Here is a 19,334-nt window from a genome sequence, read left to right on the forward strand (position 1 = left end):
TGACCTGCCCACGTCGCTGAAGCCCGCACCACTTAAGGCTCTCCCGCTTCCCCGTGCCCCGGCGTCCGGAGCACGAAAGAGCGAGATTCTAGTCGCTGGCCGGAGGGCTTGCAAGCGTTATTTCGACAAGCGTATTAACGGTGCTTGAAAACCGGTTTGCGCTTTTCTATGAACGCGGCCATGCCCTCCTTCTGGTCTTCGGTGGCGAAGAGCGAGTGGAACAGGCGGCGTTCGAAATGCACACCTTCCGCGAGCGTGGTTTCGTAGGCGCGGTTCACCGATTCCTTGACCATCATCACCGCCGGCAAAGGAAACTCGGCGATCGTCGCAGCGGCCGCGACGGCCTCGTCGAGCAGCGAAGCCGCCGGAATCACGCGCGACACCAGACCGGCACGCTCCGCCTCCGCTGCATCCATGAAGCGCGCGGTCAAACACAAGTCCATCGCCTTCGCTTTCGACACCGCGCGCGGCAGCCGCTGCGTGCCGCCCGCACCGGGCATCACGCCTAGCTTGATTTCCGGCTGACCAAACTTTGCCGTATCCGCGGCGAAGATCATGTCGCACATCATCGCCAGTTCGCAGCCCCCGCCGAGCGCGAAGCCCGCGACCGCGGCAATGATCGGCTTACGGATCGAACGAACCGTCTCCCAGTTGCGCGTGATGTAGTCGCCCTTATAGACATCCATATAGGTGTAGGACGCCATCATCCCGATATCCGCGCCGGCCGCGAATGCCTTCTCGCTGCCAGTCACCACGATCGCGCCGATTGCGTCGTCGGCGTCGAACTCGCGCAGCGCGGCGCCCAGTTCGTCCATCAATGCGTCATTCAGCGCATTCAGTGCCTTCGGACGGTTCAGCGTGATCAGTCCCACCCGTCCACGCGTCTCAACCAGAATGTTTTCGTATGCCATGCAGCCTCCACTCCATATGGTTAATACCCACGCGAAAACGCTTCGCGCGGCTCTCTTAATAATGCTACCATTCGCCAACCAACCGGTCGGTCAATTATTCGACAGGTCTTTCCCCAACGCTCAGCCAGGCCCTCATCGTCATGACACATCCGCTATTCACGAAGCACGAAGACACGCTGAACAAGGCGCTCGCCGCGCTCGAAACGCGTGGCTACTGGAGCCCGTTCGCCGAGATGCCCAGTCCGAAAGTGTACGGGGAAACGGCGAACGCGGACGGCGAAGCCGCGTTCAAAGCGCTGCTCGACAAAACCTTCGAACTTGACCAGCCGTCCAGCGGGCAAACCGTCGGCGCCGAAGTCTCGCCGTTCGGTTTCGCGCTCGGCGTGCGTTACCCGCAAGCCGACCCGGATTCGCTGATTGCCGCTGCCGCCGTCGCGCAGCGCGACTGGCGCGCTGCCGGCCCGCAAGCATGGATCGGCGTGAGCCTCGAAATCCTTGCGCGTCTGAATCGCGCCAGTTTCGAACTCGGCTACAGCGTGATGCACACGACCGGCCAGGCCTTCATGATGGCGTTTCAGGCCGGCGGGCCGCATGCGCAGGATCGCGCGCTCGAAGCGGTCGCGTACGCATGGGACCAGCTGCGCCGCATTCCCGCCGACGCGCACTGGGAAAAGCCGCAGGGCAAGAACCCGCCGCTCGCGATGCACAAGCGCTACACCGTCGTGCCGCGCGGCACCGGCCTCGTGCTCGGCTGCTGCACATTCCCGACGTGGAACGGCTATCCGGGTCTGTTCGCCGACCTCGCGACCGGCAACACGGTCATCGTCAAGCCGCACCCGGGCGCGATCCTGCCGCTCGCGCTGACCGTGCGCATCGCGCGTGACGTGCTGCGCGAAGCAGGCTTCGATCCGAACGTCATCACGCTGCTGGCTACCGAGCCGAACGACGGCGCGCTGGTCCAGGACCTTGCACTCCGCCCCGAAATCAAACTGATCGACTTCACGGGCAGCACGCAGAACGGCACGTGGCTCGAGCGCAATGCGCACCAGGCGCAGGTCTACACCGAGAAAGCCGGCGTCAACCAGATCGTGATCGACTCGGTCGACGACCTCAAAGCGGTTGCACGCAACATCGCGTTTTCGCTGGCGCTGTACTCGGGCCAGATGTGCACCGCGCCGCAAAACATCTACGTGCCGCGCAACGGCATTCGCACGGCCGAAGGCACACTCAGCTTCGACGACGTCGCGCAGGCACTCGCGGGCGCGGTTCAGAAGCTCGTCGCCGATCCGGCCCGGGCAGTCGAATTGCTCGGCGCGATCCAGAACGAAGGCGTCGTGCAGCGCATCGACGAAGCCGGCAGGCTCGGCCGCGTTCTCGCCGCAAGCCAGACGCTCGAACACCCGTCGTTCCCCGGCGCTCGCGTACGCACTCCGCTCCTGCTGCAACTCGACGCCGCGAGCGACCACGCGCAATTCACCCGCGAATGGTTCGGGCCGATTTCGTTCGTGATCGCGACGGACTCGACCGCGCAGTCGCTCGAACTCGCCGGCGCAATCGCCGCCGAGCACGGCGCGTTGACGCTGTCGGTGTACAGCACGGACGACGCCGTGCTCGACGCCGCGCACGAAGCGTCGATTCGCGGCGGCGTCGCACTGTCGATCAATCTGACCGGCGGCGTCTTCGTCAATCAATCGGCGGCCTTCTCGGATTTCCACGGCACCGGCGCGAATCCCGCCGCCAATGCCGCGCTGGCCGATGCCGCGTTCGTCGCCAACCGCTTCCGCGTCGTTCAAAGCCGGGTCCATGTTGAACCCAAAGCGGCGCCGGCGGTAGCTGGCTAAATGGGATAGGACGAAAGCGCAGCACGATCACATGGATGGACGGTCCTATGCCTTCCGGCCGAATGGACCATGCTGCGCGCTCTAACTAACATGAAGGCAGAGTGGATCGGCACTCCGTGTCGATTCGCCCGAGCGAAAGTTTCGATGGCCGACGCACCGTATTCGCGATTCACTGCGCCACCCGCGCGTCACGCGGAACATCGAAAAACCTCGAGTGCAGTACGTGCGAACAGAGCCGCGGCGTCGCGATCGCGCGCGAATCTTTTCGCTAGCCACGGCGCCGTGCCCATCGGTCAACGAGACTTTGAGGAGACACCCAATGTCATATGAAGCGATCCGGCTGGACATCGACTCATCGAGCCACGTCGCCACCATCACGCTGAACCGTCCGGATAAGCTGAACAGCTTCACACGCGCGATGCACCGCGAACTGGCCGACGCGCTCGGCGAGGTCGAGACGTCGGGTGCCCGCGCGCTCGTGCTGACCGGCGCCGGCCGCGGCTTCTGCGCCGGCCAGGACCTCGCCGACCTCGATTTCACGCCGGGCGCAATGACGGATCTGGGCAGCCTGATCGATGAGCACTTCAACCCGCTGATCCGCCGTCTGCAAGCGCTGCCGCTGCCGGTGATCGCAGCGGTCAACGGCACGGCCGCCGGCGCGGGCGCGAATCTCGCGCTGGCCTGCGACCTCGTGCTCGCGGCGCGCTCCGCCAGCTTCATTCAGGCGTTCGTGAAAATCGGCCTCGTGCCGGACTCGGGTGGCACGTGGCTGCTGCCGCAGCGCGTCGGCATGGCACGCGCGCTGGGGCTCGCGATCACCGGCGACAAACTCAGCGCCGAGAAAGCCGAAAGCTGGGGGCTGATCTGGCAGGTGTTCGACGACGCCGAACTCTCCCCCGCCGCGGCGCGGCTGGCGGCGCAACTGGCGCAGCAACCCACTCGCGCGATTGCGGCCATCAAGCAGGCAATGCGCACCGGCGCAACCCGAACGCTCGACCAGCAACTCGACCTCGAACGCGACCTGCAACGTGAGCTCGGCGCGTCGCGCGATTACGCCGAAGGCGTTCAGGCGTTCATCGAAAAGCGCGCGCCGCGCTTCGAGGGCCGTTGATATGTCCACTCAAACCAACCGCCCCAATCAGATGACAGCCGACGAACTCGCCCGCGCGACCGCCGCCGCCATGTACGAAAACGACGCTTGCAGCCGCGCGCTCGGGCTCGAAATTCTCGAAGTGCGCGCTGGCTACGCGCGGCTGCGCATGGCCGTGCGCGATGACTTCCTGAACGGCCATCAGATTTGCCACGGCGGCCTGATTTTCACGCTCGCCGATTCGACCTTCGCGTTCGCCTGCAACACGTACAACATCAATACCGTCGCGTCCGGCTGTTCGATCGAGTTCCTGCGGCCGGTGTACGGCAACGACGTGCTGAGCGCGGAAGCGGTCGAGCAGACGTTGAACGGGCGCACCGGCATCTACGACATTCGCGTGACCAATCGTGCCGGGGAAACCGTCGCGATGTTTCGCGGCAAGTCGGCGCAAATCAAAGGCAACCTGATTCCGACAGGCGACTAACGCACGACCGACCAACAGTGAGTTAGCCGGAGGCGGCGCCCTAGCCGCCTTCGCGCTTCAACCTCCGCGCGGCATGCCGGCGAGCGCGCGCCACCTATACACCTATATCCAGACCCAGGCACTGAGGCATTAAGGAGACATTCGATGAGCACCGCCCTTCCGCTCGATCCGATCGAGACCGCCAGCCGCGACGAACTCGCCGCGCTTCAACTTGAACGGCTCAAATGGTCGTTGAACCATGCGTACGAAAATTCGCCGGTCTATCGGCGCAAGTTCGACGAAGCCGGTGTTCAGCCGGGCGACGTCAAGTCGTTCGCCGACCTCGCGCGCTTTCCGTTCACGACCAAGAAGGATCTGCGCGACAACTATCCGTTCGGGATGTTCGCGGTGCCGCAGGAACAGATTTCGCGGATTCACGCGTCTTCCGGCACGACCGGCAAGCCGACCGTGGTCGGCTACACGGCGCGCGACATCGACACGTGGGCCAATCTCGTCGCGCGCTCGGTCCGCGCCGCCGGCGCGAAGCGCGGCGACAAGGTGCACGTCAGCTACGGCTACGGTCTGTTCACCGGCGGCCTCGGCGCGCACTACGGCGCGGAGCGCGCAGGCCTCACCGTGATCCCGTTCGGCGGCGGCCAGACCGAAAAGCAGGTGCAGCTGATCCAGGATTTCCGCCCGGACATCATCATGGTGACGCCGAGCTACATGCTGTCGATCGCCGACGAGCTCGAACGTCAGGGGATCGATCCTGCCGCCTGCTCGCTGCGCCTCGGCATCTTCGGCGCGGAGCCGTGGACCAACGACATGCGCGAGGCGATCGAAAAGCGCATGGGCATCGACGCGGTCGACATCTACGGTTTGTCGGAAGTGATGGGCCCGGGCGTCGCGTCCGAGTGTGTCGAGACCAAGGACGGCCCGACGATCTGGGAAGATCACTTCTATCCCGAGATCATCGATCCGGAAACCGGCGAGGTGCTGCCCGACGGCGAGCTCGGCGAACTGGTGTTCACGTCGCTAACCAAGGAAGCGCTGCCGATCATCCGCTACCGCACCCGCGACCTCACGCGCCTGCTGCCCGGCACCGCGCGCACGATGCGCCGGATGGAAAAGATCACCGGCCGCTCGGACGACATGATGATCGTGCGCGGCGTCAACGTCTTCCCGACGCAGATCGAAGAGTTGCTGCTGCGCCAGCGCGCGCTCGCGCCGCACTATCAGATCGTGTTGACCAAGGAAGGGCCGCTCGACGTGCTGACGCTGAATGTCGAGCCCTGCCCCGAAACGGCTCCGGACACCGGCGCGCTGACCAACGCGAAAAACGCCCTCGCCTATGACATCAAAGCGCTGATCGGCGTGAGCGCGGTGGTCAATGTGCTCGCGGTGAACGGGATCGAGCGTTCGGTGGGCAAGGCGCGGCGGGTGGTGGACAAGCGCAAGTCGGGGCTTTGAGCCGGGTAACCGTTAGACGCTGGAGGACGCTGCAAAAAAGGCTCAAATCCCCGCCCTGAAAAAACGGCGTCACGTCCGGAGCGAAATCCGCACGTGACGCCGTTTTCAATTCGGCCTTGCGCGTCGCAATCACTTCAACCGCGGCTCACTAAAAGCCGCGGCACCCAACCCGCACTTCAGGAATTGGGCAGCAGCAGCCACATCCTGCCGCCCTGCTTCATCTTGCCGGCCAGATCGCCGGCGTCGTCGCCGAGGCCCCAGAAGTAGTCGGCACGCACGCCGCCCTTGATCGCACTGCCGGTGTCCTGAGCGAACACGAGGCGGTTCATCGGCGAATTCGTCAGCGGCCGCGTGGTCTGCAGGAACACCGGGGTGCCGAGCGGGATTGAGCTCGGGTCGACCGCGATCGAGCGCTCCGGCGTCAGCGGCACGCCGAGCGCGCCGATCGGACCGTCCGCGCCGCCGGCCGGAATGCTTTCGGCGGACGGCATCTCGCGGAAAAACACGAAGCGTGGATTGGTGTCGAGCAAGCCGTCGACGCGCGTCGGATTCGCGCGTGCCCACGCCTTGATACCCTGCATCGTCGCCTGCGCCGGCGTGATCTCGCCGCGATCGAGCAGCCAGCGGCCGATCGATTTGTATGGCTGATTATTGGTGCCGCCGAAGCCGACCCGCATCACGCTGCCGTCTTCCATCACGATGCGCCCGGAGCCCTGCACCTGCAGGAAGAACGCTTCGATCGGATCGTCGACCCACACGAGTTCGTTGCCGTTCAGCACGCCAGTGCGTTCGAGTTGCGCGCGTGCCGGCAGTGGCGCCCCCGCGCGATAGCCGGCGGGCCAGCGGTACAACGCGGTCTGATAGACACCATGCCGGCTGCGCGAGCCGCGCAGCAACGGCTCGTAGTAGCCTGTGACCAGACCGTCGAGCGTGCCGTCGTTATTCGCGAGCTGGAACGGCGTGAAATAGGCTTCGAAGAAAGCGCGCGCGCCGGTGACGTCGAGATCGTCGATTTGCGCGGCCGCCGCGCACGCGCGCGACCAGTTCGGCTGGCGCGCGAGCCGCACGCAGTTCTGGCGCAACGCGGCCGTCGCGCCGATCAACGAATCATCCTGCCAGCCCGGCACCTGCTGCCACGCCACCGCGGTCAGACGCGCCGACGCGATCTGGCCGGGCACGATCGCCGCGCCGGTTGGTGGAGAAGGCCGGATCGCGCCGCCGCCACCGCAGGACGCCAGCATTACCGCAACCGACAACGCACCGAGCCACGCGCCGGCGCGGCGGACAAAACGCATACAATGTTCGTTCTTGATGGAAACCGCCATGTCTGATCTGTTCGACGAATACCCGATGCTCATCTTCGCGCTGGAAGCGCTGCTCGCGCTCTTCCTGCTCGTGTTTATCGTTGTATGGACGTCGTCGGGCAAGAAGAAAGCGACGCGTAGCCGCTCGGCGCAACAGTCCCAACCGCAGCAACAGCAGAAGCCGTAGCGCCGCGCCTCGGTGAGCGGCATGCCTGATTGCGCATCAGACGCTCACCGGTCCACGCGTCCCGCCGCGCATTCGACCGTCCGCTGCGCACCCGCCATTCATTGCGCCAGGCTGCGTCGCGTCCATACAAAGTCATTAAAAGACCGCGCACCGCCACGTCGGTTCAATGCAAGGTCCGCGGCATGCGCAATACGAACTCCGGCACCGGCGCGTCGAAGCGCTCACCGTCCTCGGCCACGCAGAAGTAATCTCCGCGCATCGTGCCGACCGGCGTCGCGATCACCGCCCAACTCGTGTACTCGAAATGCTCGCCCGGTTTCAGCAGCGGCTGATGGCCGACCACGCCGAGTCCTTTGACTTCCTGCACGGTGTTGTCGCTGTCGGTGATCATCCAATGACGCGCGATCAACTGCGCGGGCACCTGGCCGGTGTTGCGGATGGTCAGCGTGTAGGCAAAGGCGTACTGGCGACGCTCCGGATCCGATTCTTCGGGCAGGTATTGCACCTGCGCCGATACGCTGAATTCGTACTGGCTCATCCTGATTCCGGTCTGGTCAAACGGGGGTGAAAAATCCTGGAAGGCCCGAACGCCGATGGTCTGCGGGTGCAGCGGCGACGCGGGCGCTCATGGAGTGGCATTCTGCTTGATGCGCGGCACGCCCGCAACGGATAAAAGCCTGGTCAGGCACAAGCCAGGTACAAGCGAGACGCGGCGACGGACACTTTTCGCCGCTTCGCTTTCCGGCGCGACTTTTCCACGTGTTCCGCCGGGCGCGTTGATACGCTCGCCCCCATTTCATCAGGTCATTGCGCCCCGCGCCGCCCGTCCACGGCACGCGCCGCCAAACCGGTAAAATGGCGCTTTCCCCGCTCGCATCCGGCCCTGTCATGACGCAATTTCGCATCGCCCCCAGCATCCTGTCCGCCGATTTCGCCCGTCTGGGCGAAGAGGTCCGTAGCGTCGTCGCCGCCGGCGCCGACTGGATCCACTTCGACGTGATGGACAACCACTACGTGCCGAACCTGACCATTGGCCCGCTTGTCTGCGAAGCGATCCGCCCGCACGTGGACGTGCCGATCGACGTGCACCTGATGGTGCGCCCGGTCGACCGCATCGTGCCGGACTTCGCGAAAGCCGGCGCGAACCTGATCAGCTTCCACCCGGAAGCGTCGGAACACGTCGATCGCACGCTGTCGCTGATCCGCGACCACGGCTGCAAGGCCGGTCTCGTGTTCAACCCGGCAACCTCGCTGAACTATCTCGATCACGTGATGGACAAGGTCGACCTCGTGCTGATCATGTCGGTGAATCCGGGCTTCGGCGGCCAGTCGTTCATTCCCGAGGCGCTCAACAAGCTGCGCGAGGCCCGCAAGCGCATCGACGCGTACAACGAGCGCACCGGCCGCGACATCCACCTCGAAGTGGACGGCGGCGTGAAGGTCGACAACATCGCGGAAATCGCGGCGGCCGGCGCGGACACCTTCGTGGCCGGCTCGGCGATCTTCGGCCAGCCGGATCACAAGGTCGTGATCGACAAGATGCGCGCCGCCCTCGCCACCGTTCAACGCTAAGCCACCGATGACCGCTCCGTACCCCGCCCCAATCTTCACCGGCCCGCGCGTCGAAGCCGCGATCATCGATCTCGACGGCACGATGGTCGACACCGCCGACGACTTCACCGCCGGCCTGAACGGCATGCTCGCGCAGCTCGACGCCGAGGAAACCTCGCGCGAGGAAGTGGTCGGCTATGTCGGCAAGGGTTCGGAGCATCTGATCCGCAGCGTGCTCGCGCCGCGCTTCGAGGCCGAGCATGCGCAGGACCGCTTCGAGGAAGCGCTGGCGATCTATCAGGAGGAGTACGCGAAGATCAACGGCGTGCACACGCGGCTTTATCCCGACGTCGAAGCGGGCCTGCGCGCGATGCGCGACGCGGGCCTCAAACTCGCGTGCGTGACCAACAAGCCGCACCGCTTCGCGCTCGAACTGCTGCAACAGTACGGTCTCGCACAGTATTTCAGCGTCGTGCTCGGCGGCGACAGCCTCGCGAAAAAGAAGCCCGACCCGCTGCCGATGCTCACCGCCGCCGCCCAATTAGGCGTCGCGCCGGAGGCGACGGTCGCGATCGGCGACTCGGAAAACGACGCGCTGGCGGGCCGCGCGGCCGGCATGGCGACGCTCACCGTGCCCTACGGCTACAACCATGGCCAAGCTATACAAACGATAAAATCCGATGGTATAGTTGCCTCGCTGTTCGACGCCGCCAAGGCGATCGCAGCGCACCAATCCACGACTTGAACAGTCCATCATCTTCATGTTTCTGAATAAAAAACGGAGTCGCATTAGCATCGACCGGGGAGCCTGGCCCTGGCGTCGCTGGTCGCGCTAACCTCGCCTGAGGTACGCTGAAGCTCGTCTTCGGCAACCGTTTTTTACTTCGCAGCGCTCACGCGCTTTTTCCATCGTCTGACTATTCGCTGCGGCATCGGCTGATTGAGCCTGCGCGTACCCGCAAAGTACCGCTGCGCCCACGCACCGCTTTTCCGCGTCGATGGAAAACGCGCGCCGGTCGGTATCATCGAGTCGAGAACTCGACCCACGCCCTGACCGGAGGCGCGACGCCCCCGCTTTCGTCTGACGCTAGCCGCCGCCGGACCACCGTACAGGATCGGAACATGACCGAACTCGAATTCCAGTCCCTCGCCAACGAGGGTTTCAACCGCATTCCGCTGATCGCCGAAGCGCTCGCCGACCTCGAAACGCCGCTGTCGCTGTACCTGAAGCTCGCGCAGACCGAGCGCAACGGCGCGAACTCGTTCCTGCTGGAATCGGTGGTCGGCGGCGAACGCTTCGGCCGCTATTCGTTCATCGGCCTGCCGGCGCGCACCGTGGTACGGACACGCAACGGCGTGTCGGAAGTAGTGCGCGACGGCGCGGTCGTCGAGACCCACGACGGCGATCCGCTCGCGTTCATCCAGCAGTTCCAGGCGCGCTTCAAGGTCGCGCAGCGCCCCGGGCTGCCGCGCTTCACCGGCGGTCTGGCCGGCTACTTCGGCTACGACGCGGTGCGCTACATCGAGAAAAAGCTCGCGCACAGCGCGCCGAAAGACGATCTGAACCTGCCCGACATCCAGCTGCTGTTGACCGAGGAAGTCGCGGTGATCGACAACCTCGCGGGCAAGCTCTATCTGGTGGTCTATGCCGATCCGACCCAGGCCGAGGCCTACACGAAAGCAAAGCAGCGTCTGCGCGAATTGCGTCAGCGGCTGCGCGTGACCGTCGAACCGCCGGTCGTATCGGGCAGCGTGCGCACCGAGATCTACCGCGAATTCAAGAAGGACGACTATCTGGCCGCAGTGCGCAAGGCGAAGGAATACATCGCCGCCGGCGAACTGATGCAGGTGCAGGTCGGCCAGCGCCTGACCAAGCCATATCGCGACAATCCGCTGTCGCTGTACCGCGCGCTGCGCTCGCTGAATCCGTCGCCGTACATGTATTACTACAACTTCGGCGACTTCCACGTGGTCGGCGCATCGCCGGAAATTCTGGTGCGCCAGGAAAAGCGCGGCGAGGATCGCATCGTCACGATCCGGCCGCTCGCCGGCACCCGGCCGCGCGGCAACACCCCCGAGCGCGACGCCGCGCTCGCGACCGAACTGCTGAACGACCCGAAGGAAATCGCCGAGCACGTGATGCTGATCGACCTCGCGCGTAACGACGTCGGCCGCATCGCGCAGATCGGCTCGGTCGTCGTGACCGACAAGATGGTGATCGAAAAGTACTCGCACGTGCAGCACATCGTGAGTTCGGTCGAAGGCAAGCTCAAACCCGGCGTCACCAACTATGACGTGCTGCGCGCGACCTTCCCGGCCGGCACGCTGTCGGGCGCGCCGAAGGTCCGCGCGATGGAACTGATCGACGAACTCGAACCCATCAAGCGCGGCCTCTACGGCGGAGCGGTCGGCTATCTGTCGTTCACCGGCGAAATGGATCTGGCCATCACGATCCGCACCGGCGTGATCGCGAACGGCAATCTGTATGTGCAGGCGGCCGCCGGCGTGGTCGCCGATTCGGTGCCCGAATCCGAATGGCAGGAGACCGAGAACAAGGCGCGCGCGGTATTGCGCGCGGCCGAACAGGTTCAAGACGGCCTCGATAGCGACTTCTGACCGGAGACCCACCATGCTGCTCATGATCGACAACTACGACTCGTTCACCTACAACCTGGTGCAGTACTTCGGCGAACTCGGCGAAGACGTACGTACCTATCGCAACGACGAAATCACGCTCGACGACATCGCGAAGCTCAACCCCGAGCGCATCTGCCTGTCGCCCGGCCCGAGCAATCCGCAGCACGCCGGCATCACGCTCGACGTGCTGCGCGAATTCGCCGGCAAGACGCCGATCCTCGGCGTGTGCCTCGGCCATCAGGCGATCGGCGAAGCATTCGGCGGTCGCGTGGTGCGCGCGCAGACCATCATGCACGGCAAGGTCAGCACGATCGAAACCGACTGCAAGGGCGTGTTCGCGGATCTGCCCAGGCACTTCACGGTGACCCGCTATCACTCGCTCGCGATCGAACGCGAATCGCTGCCCGACTGCCTCGAAGTATCGGCGTGGACCGAAGACGGCGAGATCATGGGCGTGCGTCACAAGGAGCTCGCGGTGGAAGGCGTGCAATTCCACCCGGAATCGATCCTGTCCGAACACGGTCACGCGCTGCTCGAAAACTTCGTCAAACAGTCGAAGCTCGCTGTTTCCCGCCACGCCTGATAAGAATGAGAGACGACATCATGTCAATTACGCCCCAGGAAGCGCTGCAGCGGACCATCGAGCATCGCGAGATTTTCCACGACGAAATGCTGCATCTGATGCGCCTGATCATGCGCGGCGAGCTGTCGCCGGTCATGTCGGCCGCGATCATCACCGGCCTGCGCGTCAAAAAAGAGACCATCGGCGAGATCACCGCGGCCGCCACGGTGATGCGTGAGTTTGCCCAGCACGTGCACGTGCAGGACAACTCGAACTTCGTCGACATCGTCGGCACCGGCGGCGACGGCGCGCATACGTTCAACATTTCGACTGCGACGATGTTCGTGTCGGCCGCGGCCGGCGCGAAGGTCGCCAAGCACGGCAATCGCGGCGTATCGAGCAAGTCGGGCAGCGCGGATGTGCTCGAGGCGCTCGGCGTGAACATCGATCTGCCGCCGGAACAGGTCGCGGCGTCGATCGCGGAAACCGGCATGGGCTTCATGTTCGCGCCGAACCATCATCCGGCGATGAAGAACGTCGCCGCGGTGCGCCGCGAACTCGGCGTGCGCACGATCTTTAACATCCTCGGCCCGCTGACCAATCCGGCCGGCGCGCCGAACCAGCTGATGGGCGTGTTCCATCCGGATCTGGTCGGGATTCAGGTGCGGGTGATGCAGCGGCTCGGCGCGAAACACGTGCTGGTCGTGTACGGAATGGACGGGATGGACGAAGTGTCGCTCGGCGGCGCCACGCTGGTCGGCGAGCTACGCGACGGCGAGGTCCGCGAGTACGAGATCCATCCGGAAGACTTCGGCATGCAGATGGTGTCCAACCGCACGCTGAAAGTGGCCAACGCGGGCGAATCGAAGGTGATGCTGCTCGACGCGCTCGACAACAAACCCGGCGTCGCGCGCGAAATCGTCACGCTGAACGCGGGCACCGCGCTGTATGCGGCCAACGTCGCGGACTCGATCGCCGACGGCATCGGGCTCGCGCGCGAGGCGATCGCGAGCGGCAAGGCGCGCGCGAAGGTCGACGAACTGGTGCGGTTCACCCAGCAATTCACGAAGTAATCACGTAACGGGACAACTATGAGCGACATCCTCGACCGCATCATCGCGGTCAAACGCGAAGAAGTCCGCGCGGCCGAACAGAGCGCGCCGCTCGAAGAATTGCGGCTCGAAGCGTCGTCGCGCGATCTGCGCGACTTCGTCGGCGCGTTGCGCGCGAAGCACGCGGCGGGACTCGCCGCGGTGATTTCCGAGGTGAAGAAGGCGAGCCCGTCGAAGGGCGTGCTGCGCGAGCACTTCGTGCCGGCCGACATCGCGCGTTCGTACGAGAAGCACGGCGCCGCGTGTCTGTCCGTGCTGACCGACGTTCAGTTCTTCCAGGGCAGCGTCGCGTATCTGCAGGAGGCGCGCGCCGCGTGCCAGTTGCCGGTGATCCGCAAGGATTTCATCGTCGATCCGTATCAGATCGTCGAGGCGCGCGCGATGGGCGCCGACGCGATCCTGCTGATCGCCGCCGCGCTGGAGACCACCGAAATGCAGGACCTCGAAGCGCTCGCGCATTCGCTCGGTCTCGCGGTGCTGGTCGAAGTGCACGACAACGACGAGCTGAAGGCGGCGCTGACGCTCAAGACCCCGTTGATCGGCATCAACAACCGCAATCTGCGCACGTTCGAAACCTCGATCAATACAACGCTCGACATGCTCGACGCGATTCCGGACGACCGCATCGTCGTCACCGAATCGGGGATTCTGTCGCGCGCGGATGTGGAGAAGATGCGGGCGCGCGGTGTGCACACGTTCCTCGTCGGCGAAGCGTTCATGCGCGCGCCAGAGCCGGGTGTGGAACTTGCGCGGATGTTTTTCTGAGCCTGACGTTTCATAGTCGGGCACGAGCAAGGAATTACATCATGGGCATGGAACACGAAATCAAGCTGGCGCTGCCGGCGCAGCAGGTGCAGGCGGCGACGCAGTGGTTCGTCGCACGCGCAGGCAAGGACGGCGAGCCGGTAAAGCTCGGGAATATTTACTTCGACACGCCGCAGTTGGCGTTGGCGTCGTCCAAAAGCGCGCTGCGCTTGCGGCACACGCCGGACGGCTGGCTGCAGACGTTCAAGACGGTCGGCAACGCGGCGAACGGTTTGCACAGCCGGCACGAATGGGAAATGCCGGTGGCCGGCGCGAAGCTTGAAATCGACGCGTTGCTGAATGCGTGCGACGAGCCGGCCGCGGCTGACGCGCTGCGTGCGGCGGCGGCGACGCTGATCGAGTTGTTCCAGACGAATTTCACCCGCACGCTGTGGCAGCTCGAAGTGGATGGCGCGCAAATCGAGGCGGCGATCGATCAAGGCGAGGTGCTTGCCGACGTCGATGGCGACGCCCGCCGCGCGCCGATTTCGGAGATCGAGCTGGAGCTGAAAGCGGGCGACGAAGCGGCACTGCACACGCTCGCGGCCGAACTCGGCAAACAGATTGCCGGACTTGCGCCGGATAACGTCAGCAAGGCGCAGCGGGGGTATCAGTTGCGCGCGCGGGCGTAGCAGTCGAGGCGGCGCCGGGCCGGGCCCGGCTTTAGCTTCGGGGCGGTTTCCGGTTTCCACCTAGTTCATAACGCCCCGCGAACTTGAGCCCGGCAGCGTTTGCTGCGACACTTCCCCGCCATGACCTCTGCCCCCCGCCCCCGCTCCAAATCGCCGCAGGCATCGTTGTTCGACGACGCCGCGCCCGTCTCCGCCGAAACTTTGGCCCCTGCAAATTCCACCGCTGCCGCGTCCCACCAGGCATCGGGCCACGCCGCCCCGCCGACGCTCGAAGCCCAGTTCGCCGCCCTGCCCGCGGCATGGCGCACGCACCTGAAACCGTTCATCGACAGCGACGCGTACGCGCCGCTATGCAGCTTCGTCGACGGCGAGCGCGCGGCCGGCAAAACCATCTACCCGACCGACGTATTCCGCGCGCTGCGCCTGACGAGTCCCGACGAAGTGAAAGTCGTGATCCTCGGCCAGGACCCGTATCACGGCGAAGACCGCGGCACGCCGCAGGCGCACGGCCTCGCGTTTTCGGTCGCGCCGCACGTGCGGCCGCCGCCGTCGCTGCGCAACATCTTCAAGGAAATCGCCGCGAGCCTCGGGCATCAAGCGCCGCCGCACGGCTGCCTCGACAGCTGGGCCAGGCAGGGCGTGCTGCTGCTAAACACGGTGCTGACCGTCGAACGTGACGCCGCCGCGAGCCACGCGAAACGCGGCTGGGAAAAGTGCACGGACACGCTGATCCACGAACTCGCGACGCGCCACGACGGCCTCGTCTTCATGCTGTGGGGCGCGCACGCGCAGGCCAAGCGCGCGCTGCTCGGCGGCAAGTCGCACTGCGTGCTGGAGGCGCCGCATCCGTCGCCGCTGTCCGCGCATCGCGGTTTTCTCGGCTGCGGGCATTTCGCGAAGGCGAACGACTATCTGCAGCAGCACGGCCGCGCACCGATCGACTGGCGGCTGCCGGACGAAGCGCAGATGCTGGCGTAACCGCTGGCCGGGCGGCCAAGCAGGCCAACCGGACCAATCGACCGCGCAGAAAAACAAAACCGCCACGGATGGGATCCCCATCCGTGGCGGTTTTTATTTGCTCGCGCGCGCCGCCGGTCAGCGGCGCCGCGACGCGCTCAAGCCGGTATGGCTCAAACCGCGGCGATTGCCTCGCGCGCCGAGCTCAGCGCCGCGTTCGCAGCGTCCGGGCCCATGTTCAGGCCTTCGGCGTAGATGAAATTCACGTCGGTCATGCCGAGGAAGCCGAGGAAGCTCTTCAGGAACGGCGTCTGGCTGTCGTTCGGGGTGCCAAGGTACTTGCCGCCGCGAGCCGACACGACGTAGACCTTCTTGCCCGTCACGAGGCCTTCAGGACCGTTCGCGGTGTAGCGGAACGTGATGCCGGCACGCGCGATGAAGTCGAAGTACGTCTTCAGTTGCGACGAGATGCCGAAGTTGTACATCGGTGCGCCGATCACGATGATATCGGCGGCTTGCAGTTCGGCGATCAGCGCTTCGCTGCGCGCGGCGATCGCAGCCTGCTCCGGCGTGCGCTGCTCGGCCGGCGTGAAGAACGCGCCGAGCACTTCGTCGTCCAGGTGCGGCAGCGGCTCAGCCTGCAGGTTGCGGACGACGACTTGCGCGCCCGGGTTCGACTGTTGCAGCCTGGCGGTCAGCTCGTTGACGAGGAGCGTCGAGTTAGCGCCTTGCGAGCGGGCTGCCGAGTTGATTTGCAGAATCGTGGTCATGGTTGACTCCAGTAGGGGGCGCGCAGTGTTGCGCGAGTGGAGCCATTGTGTTTTTTTCCGGGCCGCGGAAAAAGCGGTCCGGCGGCGACGGATTGTTGCATGGGTAGAACAATCCGCCGCTGTCGCCCGCCGATTGATGCGGGGGCGGGCGACGATCGGCGAGGAGCCGACCGTGCGGATCAGCCGGTCAGGCGGGCCTGTATACCCGCCAATGCGCGAGCCGGCGGGCGTCCCGCCGCCCGGCCGGTTAGCCCGCCAGCCAGCGCTCGCGGGCCTTGCGCGCGGCAGGACGGTTATCGCCGACCGCCAGCTTGTAGCGCGCCGCCTCGGGACCGTCGAGCTTGAGCTGGGCGACGCGCAGCTCGTCGCGGCGGAACGCATGCACTTCGAACTTCGCGCCCGGCTGATAGCGGCTCAGCAATGCGTCGATATTGCCGCCGGTCACGCGCAGGCCGTCGAGCGCGATCAGCACGTCGCCGGCTGAAAGACCGGCCTTCTGCGCGGCGCTGCCTTCGTGTACCGCCGCGAGCGTGCAATCGGCGCCGCCGCGCAACCGCACGCCGAGCGACGGCTTGCCGTTGCGGTCGAAATCCGGCGCAAGCGTCACGCCGAACGGCGCGAGCAGTTCGGCGAGCGGCAGATCGCGCGTGCCGCGCACGCCCTCGGCGAACAGCTCGGCCAGTTGCGCGCCGCTCGCCTCGGCGAACAGCGCCTCGACCTCGCTTTCGCCGACGCCGACCGGCTTGCCCCGGTAGAAGTCGCGGCCGAAGCGCTGCCACAGCAGACGCATCACGTCATCGAGCGATTTGCGGTTGCCGGTCTGCGCGCGAATCGTCAGATCGAACGCGAGCGCGAGCAGCGAGCCCTTCGTGTAATAGCTGACGATAGCGTTCGGCGCGTTCTCGTCCTGGCGGTAGTACTTGACCCACGCGTCGAACGAACTTTCGGCGACGCTCTGCTTGAGCCGCCCGCTGCCGCGCTGCACGCCGCCGATCACCTTGCCGAGCAGCCCGAAATAATCGTCCGGCGAGATCACGCCGCTGCGCACGAGGATCAGATCGTCGTAATACGACGTGAAGCCTTCGAACAGCCACAGCAGCGACGTGTAATTTTCGACGCTCAGATCGTACGGCGCGAACGCTGCCGGCTTGATGCGCTTCACGTTCCACGTGTGGAAGTATTCGTGACTGCACAGGCCGAGATAGGTCCGGTAGCCGTCGCTCATCGCGTTGCGGCCCTGCACCGGCAGATCGGTGCGATTACAGATCAATGCGGTCGACGCACGGTGTTCGAGCCCGCCGTAACCGTCGCTGACCGCCTGGGTCATGAACACATAGCGCTCGACCGGCGCCTTTTTCGACTTCGGCTCGAACAGCGCGATCTGCGCCTCGCAGATGCGCTTCAGGTCCTTGCACAACCGCTCCATGTCGAGCCCAATCACGCGACCGCCGATCACCACGTCGTGCGGCACGCCGTGCGCGCTGAAGGTGGCGAGCGCGAATTCGCCGAGTGTCACAGGATGGTCGATCAGTTCGTCATAGTTCTGCGCGCGGTACTCGCCGAAGCCGTAACGCTTGGTGCCGCGCGCTTCCGGCAGTGCGGTCGCCACGCGCCAGCCGCGATACGCGGCGCCCTGCGGCTTCTGGATGTCGACCACGCACGGCGCGTCCTCGTGACCGAGCGGCGCAAGGAACACGCTGGTGCCGTTGAAGAATCCGATCGTGTCGTCCAGATGCGCGGCGCGCACCGACAGGTCCCACGCGTACACCTCGTAGCGCAGCGTCAGCGCACCCTTCACCGGCGCGGCCTGCCACGTGTGCTTGTCGATCTTCTCGACGCGCACCTTGCGGCCCGCGTCGTTGACCGCGCGCAGCGTGACGATGTTGCGCGCGAACTCGCGCACCATGTAGCTGCCCGGAATCCACACCGGCAACATGAAGCGCTGGCCGGCCGGGTCGGGGTCGGCGACGGTCACGGTGACTTCGAACAGGTGGGCGGCGGGTTGACTCGGAACGATGGTGTAGCGGATCGGCTTCATCAGTGGGAATAGGCAGAGGTCGGAAAGTGAGACGAAGGAATTCGGAGCTTGATGCGAAAGGAGGCGCTGCGCGCGCCTCCTTTTGTCTCACGCGTTGCACGCCCGGGGCGCGCATTGCGGAGAATATTGCCCGCCAGTGCGCTCAGTGCACCGCGGACATTTCGCGATCCAGCCGCTCGGCCGGCACCGCGCCGGGCAGGCGGCGACCGTCGGCGAGGAACACCGTCGGCGTGCCTTCGACGTTCATCGAACGGCCGAGCGCGAGGTTCTTGTCGATCGCGCCGGTGTCGCAGGTCGCGGCGGCGGTCGGCGCCTGATGGTTCTGCATCCACGATTCCCACGCCTTCGCGCGGTCCGCCGAGCACCAGATCGACTTCGACTTGGCGGTCGAGTCCGGCGACAGCACCGGATACAGGAACGTGTAGACGGTCACGTTATCGATCGAATTGAGCGTGGTTTCGAGCTGCTTGCAGTACGGGCAGTTCGGATCGGAGAACACCGCGATCTTGCGCGCGCCGGTGCCGCGCACCACTTTCACCGCGTTTGCGAACGGCAGGCTCGCGAAGTCGATCCGGTTGGTGTCCGACAGCCGGGCCTCGGTCAGGTTCTTGCGCGTCTTCGCGTCGACCATGTCGCCGAGCATCAGGTAGTCGCCGCTGGCGTCGCTGTAAATGATCTGCGTGCCGAGGTTCACCTCGTACAGGCCGGCGATCGGCGACTTCGTGATGCTCTTGATCGTCACGTCGGCCAGACGCGATTGCAGCGTGGCTTTGAGCTTGTCGGTGGTCTGGTCGGCCTGGGCCGAGCAGCCGAGCGTGGCGGCAGCGATCGCGAGCGCCGCGGCTGCCATGCGGAAAGTCTTTTTCATGCTGGAGTCCTGGGTTCAGTCGCGCATCGCGCGTTTTTTTTCACGTTCGGCGGCGCTGTTCGGTACCGCGCCTTGGTTCCGCGCCTTGGTTCCGCGCTCTCCCACCGTTTCGGGTCGGATCGCAACCGGTCGATCCG

The 19,334-nt window shown here is 65.3% G+C and carries 19 protein-coding genes; 13 read left to right on the top strand and 6 right to left on the bottom strand.

Going from position 1 to position 19,334, the window contains the following annotated elements; all coding sequences use genetic code 11:
- Positions 1-134 precede the first annotated feature (134 nt).
- Positions 135-911 carry an enoyl-CoA hydratase gene (locus LJ656_RS27735; RefSeq protein ID WP_230512729.1) on the bottom strand — a complete coding sequence of 259 codons (777 nt, stop codon included), beginning with the start codon at positions 909-911 and terminating at the stop codon, positions 135-137.
- Between the two features lie 140 nt (positions 912-1,051).
- Here LJ656_RS27735 and paaN point away from each other — a divergent pair, with 140 nt between their 5' ends.
- The 4 genes from paaN (at position 1,052) to paaK (ending at position 5,775) form a co-directional block, all read left to right on the top strand.
- Positions 1,052-2,752 carry a phenylacetic acid degradation protein PaaN gene (gene paaN, locus LJ656_RS27740; RefSeq protein WP_230512730.1) on the top strand — a complete coding sequence of 567 codons (1,701 nt, stop codon included), beginning with the start codon at positions 1,052-1,054 and terminating at the stop codon, positions 2,750-2,752.
- 319 nt (positions 2,753-3,071) lie between these two features.
- Positions 3,072-3,863, top strand: coding sequence for a 2-(1,2-epoxy-1,2-dihydrophenyl)acetyl-CoA isomerase PaaG (paaG, locus tag LJ656_RS27745; RefSeq protein ID WP_230512731.1), 792 nt, complete (start codon positions 3,072-3,074; stop codon positions 3,861-3,863).
- Between the two features lies 1 nt (position 3,864).
- On the top strand, positions 3,865-4,326 hold the full coding sequence (gene paaI, locus LJ656_RS27750) for a hydroxyphenylacetyl-CoA thioesterase PaaI (protein ID WP_230512732.1): 462 nt from the start codon (positions 3,865-3,867) through the stop codon (positions 4,324-4,326).
- Positions 4,327-4,470: 144 nt separating this feature from the next.
- Positions 4,471-5,775 carry a phenylacetate--CoA ligase PaaK gene (gene paaK / locus LJ656_RS27755; protein WP_230512733.1) on the top strand — a complete coding sequence of 435 codons (1,305 nt, stop codon included), beginning with the start codon at positions 4,471-4,473 and terminating at the stop codon, positions 5,773-5,775.
- A gap of 176 nt (positions 5,776-5,951) precedes the next feature.
- Here paaK and mltA read toward each other — a convergent pair whose 3' ends face one another.
- Entirely contained in the window at positions 5,952-7,070 is a 1,119-nt protein-coding gene (gene mltA, locus LJ656_RS27760) for a murein transglycosylase A (RefSeq protein WP_230512734.1), read from the bottom strand.
- 28 nt (positions 7,071-7,098) lie between these two features.
- On the opposite strand from mltA, the gene LJ656_RS27765 reads away from it, so the two are divergent.
- On the top strand, positions 7,099-7,266 hold the full coding sequence (locus tag LJ656_RS27765) for a hypothetical protein (protein ID WP_230512735.1): 168 nt from the start codon (positions 7,099-7,101) through the stop codon (positions 7,264-7,266).
- A gap of 163 nt (positions 7,267-7,429) precedes the next feature.
- On the opposite strand, the gene apaG is transcribed toward LJ656_RS27765, so the two are convergent.
- The gene (gene apaG, locus LJ656_RS27770) at positions 7,430-7,804 is read right to left on the bottom strand and encodes a Co2+/Mg2+ efflux protein ApaG (RefSeq protein ID WP_230512736.1); all 375 of its coding nucleotides are present in this window, start codon (positions 7,802-7,804) and stop codon (positions 7,430-7,432) included.
- Between the two features lie 350 nt (positions 7,805-8,154).
- On the opposite strand from apaG, the gene rpe reads away from it, so the two are divergent.
- The 8 genes from rpe to LJ656_RS27810 all read left to right on the top strand — a co-directional run bounded on the left by rpe (position 8,155) and on the right by LJ656_RS27810 (position 15,542).
- The gene (rpe, locus tag LJ656_RS27775) at positions 8,155-8,838 is read left to right on the top strand and encodes a ribulose-phosphate 3-epimerase (protein WP_075303049.1); all 684 of its coding nucleotides are present in this window, start codon (positions 8,155-8,157) and stop codon (positions 8,836-8,838) included.
- Between the two features lie 7 nt (positions 8,839-8,845).
- On the top strand, positions 8,846-9,562 hold the full coding sequence (locus LJ656_RS27780; protein WP_230512737.1) for a phosphoglycolate phosphatase: 717 nt from the start codon (positions 8,846-8,848) through the stop codon (positions 9,560-9,562).
- Positions 9,563-9,939: 377 nt separating this feature from the next.
- A complete protein-coding gene (gene trpE, locus LJ656_RS27785; RefSeq protein ID WP_230512738.1) occupies positions 9,940-11,433 on the top strand; it encodes an anthranilate synthase component I in 1,494 nt (497 codons plus the stop codon).
- 13 nt (positions 11,434-11,446) lie between these two features.
- A complete protein-coding gene (locus tag LJ656_RS27790) occupies positions 11,447-12,037 on the top strand; it encodes an aminodeoxychorismate/anthranilate synthase component II (protein WP_230512739.1) in 591 nt (196 codons plus the stop codon).
- 20 nt (positions 12,038-12,057) lie between these two features.
- Entirely contained in the window at positions 12,058-13,089 is a 1,032-nt protein-coding gene (trpD, locus tag LJ656_RS27795) for an anthranilate phosphoribosyltransferase (RefSeq protein WP_230512740.1), read from the top strand.
- A gap of 18 nt (positions 13,090-13,107) precedes the next feature.
- A complete protein-coding gene (trpC, locus tag LJ656_RS27800; RefSeq protein ID WP_230512741.1) occupies positions 13,108-13,893 on the top strand; it encodes an indole-3-glycerol phosphate synthase TrpC in 786 nt (261 codons plus the stop codon).
- Between the two features lie 41 nt (positions 13,894-13,934).
- A complete protein-coding gene (locus LJ656_RS27805; RefSeq protein ID WP_230512742.1) occupies positions 13,935-14,564 on the top strand; it encodes a CYTH domain-containing protein in 630 nt (209 codons plus the stop codon).
- A 120-nt stretch (positions 14,565-14,684) separates the two neighbouring features.
- Entirely contained in the window at positions 14,685-15,542 is an 858-nt protein-coding gene (locus LJ656_RS27810; protein ID WP_230512743.1) for a uracil-DNA glycosylase, read from the top strand.
- Positions 15,543-15,694: 152 nt separating this feature from the next.
- Here LJ656_RS27810 and LJ656_RS27815 read toward each other — a convergent pair whose 3' ends face one another.
- The 3 genes from LJ656_RS27815 to LJ656_RS27825 form a co-directional block, all read right to left on the bottom strand.
- Positions 15,695-16,291 (bottom strand): FMN-dependent NADH-azoreductase, encoded by a 597-nt coding sequence (locus LJ656_RS27815; protein WP_230512744.1) that lies wholly within the window; start codon positions 16,289-16,291, stop codon positions 15,695-15,697.
- Between the two features lie 247 nt (positions 16,292-16,538).
- Positions 16,539-18,329 carry a M61 family metallopeptidase gene (locus tag LJ656_RS27820; RefSeq protein ID WP_230512745.1) on the bottom strand — a complete coding sequence of 597 codons (1,791 nt, stop codon included), beginning with the start codon at positions 18,327-18,329 and terminating at the stop codon, positions 16,539-16,541.
- A gap of 142 nt (positions 18,330-18,471) precedes the next feature.
- Entirely contained in the window at positions 18,472-19,197 is a 726-nt protein-coding gene (locus LJ656_RS27825) for a DsbC family protein (RefSeq protein ID WP_230512746.1), read from the bottom strand.
- Positions 19,198-19,334: the final 137 nt, after the last annotated feature.

This window comes from Paraburkholderia sejongensis (assembly GCF_020880815.1).
In the GTDB taxonomy this organism is placed as follows: domain Bacteria; phylum Pseudomonadota; class Gammaproteobacteria; order Burkholderiales; family Burkholderiaceae; genus Paraburkholderia; species Paraburkholderia sejongensis.